Annotated in this window: 2 protein-coding genes; both read left to right on the top strand. The window is 42.0% G+C overall.

The window, feature by feature from the left end:
• Positions 1 to 1,377: type 2 periplasmic-binding domain-containing protein (locus AC1DWN_RS33075; RefSeq protein WP_477563074.1), on the top strand; the 1,377-nt coding region annotated here is incomplete at its 5' end.
• Between the two features lie 196 nt (positions 1,378 to 1,573).
• On the top strand, positions 1,574 to 1,925 hold a 352-nt coding region (locus AC1DWN_RS33070; protein ID WP_477563073.1), incomplete at its 3' end, for a hypothetical protein.

The following is a 1,925-nucleotide window of genomic DNA, read 5'->3' as shown; positions in this document are numbered from 1 at the left end:
AGTATGGTCAATAAACTCATTCAAACGAAACAAGTGCTGCCGCTTGACGATTTGCTTAAAACGAACGGTTCTAACATTACAACCAATTTCCAGGCTGCACTCGATAAATATACAGTCATTTATCCTAATGCGGATAACAAGCATTATTTTGTGAAAGCCCTCATTGACGGTACGGAATTTAACGCGATTCACCATAGTAATGCATGGAATATTCGATGGGATCTTTATAAAAAATTGGGCAAGCCCAAGGTTGATACACTGGATGAATATTTGGAAGTATTGAAGCAAATGCAGCAACTCGAGCCCACGAATAAAGAAGGTAAGAAAAATTATGGGATGGGTGTTAATTTAGGTGATCCTTGGGGTATATACATCGTCACCAAAGCTACAATGAACGCCCAAGGATTGATAGATAGTAAAGCTACACATGTTCTTGACCTCAATAAAAATGAGCTTGTTCCTCTCTTTACAGATCCAGAAGGAAAAATGTGGGATATTATGAAGTTCTATAATAAAGCTTATAGGGAAGGTGTGCTGGATCCGGAATCGGCTACAATGAAGTTCGATAATCTCATAGACAAAGTAACCTCCGGACGGTACATGTCGTTGCAAGCAGGTTGGTTGGGTGCAGATGGAGCAGAGACGAAATTCATTAAGGATGGAACTCCGGAAAAGGGCTTTGTTCCGATTCCTGTCTGGATGACTTCCGGAAACACCTACTTGCTGCCCAAGAATGAGATCGGAAACCAATTCTTTTGGCTGGTCTCCGCGAAGAGCGCGCATCCAGAGCGAGTCATGGATCTAATGAATTATTTGGCAACACCCCAAGGACTTGAATTGATCAAGAACGGACCGGAAGGAATTGGCTGGGATATGGTGGGTGGCAAACCTGTGTTGAAGCCGGAAGTAATTGCACTCCAAAAAAAGGACCCTGAAGAATATGGAAAAACGGTAGGAGCTGGTTCTTGGGGACATTTATCCATCTATGGTTCCGAATTCGAGCCTAATGGAACGAGAACCAACTTCTACAGTGACCCTGCCTTAATGCAAGAGGGCTTTAAATCTTTCCAGAAGGACTTTCTGCAAGATATGGGGTACACTTATCCATCAGAAGGACTTGATAAGATACCCAACAATTCCTTCAGCAATGCACTTATTGCTTCGATCAATCCGCCTGTTGGTTCCGACATTGCCACAAAGGAAGCGAGCTTAAACACCTATATGGCAACAGCTGCAGCGGCGGTGATATACTCCAAAACCGATGCGGATTTTGTCAAAGGGAAAGAGAAATTAATTAGTGAAATGAAAAAAATAGGTGCTGATGAAGTCTTTAAATTTTATTATGACACGTATGAAAAGATCAAAGGCAATAAATAGAAATTAATTATACTGATAACGGGCAAAAACTAAGGATTCCATTCCAACAGAATGCGAGGTTTCTCGCGGATATTCTTCGAATGGAAAAGTTACAAGTTGCCCGTTAACAGTATACAGGCATTAATAGGAGATGAGTATTCTATGCATGGGATAAAACGCAAGGTTTTGAATATTAAAAAAATTGGAGGAATGAGTTATGTCGAAGCAAAAGGAATGGCAAAAGAACACAGAGCATGATATCAGCCAGACATCGGTGGAAGGTAAGGAAGGTATGCTAAGCAGAAGAAAGCTTCTAGTATCCATGGGAATGGCAGGCGTTGCTTTAGCTGCGGGGGGATTAATGAACAGTGCGCCTAGAATCGCTAGCGCCAACGAAAATGAGAAAACGGGAATTGGAAGCAGCAATTATCCGATGGCGATGAATTCGATGAGCTCTGATTTGTGTGAGGTGACCACGATATCCGATCTGAGAKCCATGACCGCACCTGATGCAAACTATATTTACTATGTGAGAGATAGGGACAAAGAAGGCCCATTCTATTATGATC

Source organism: Paenibacillus sp. P4_A7 (assembly GCF_056402455.1).
This window is presented reverse-complemented; position numbering and strand designations above follow the sequence as displayed.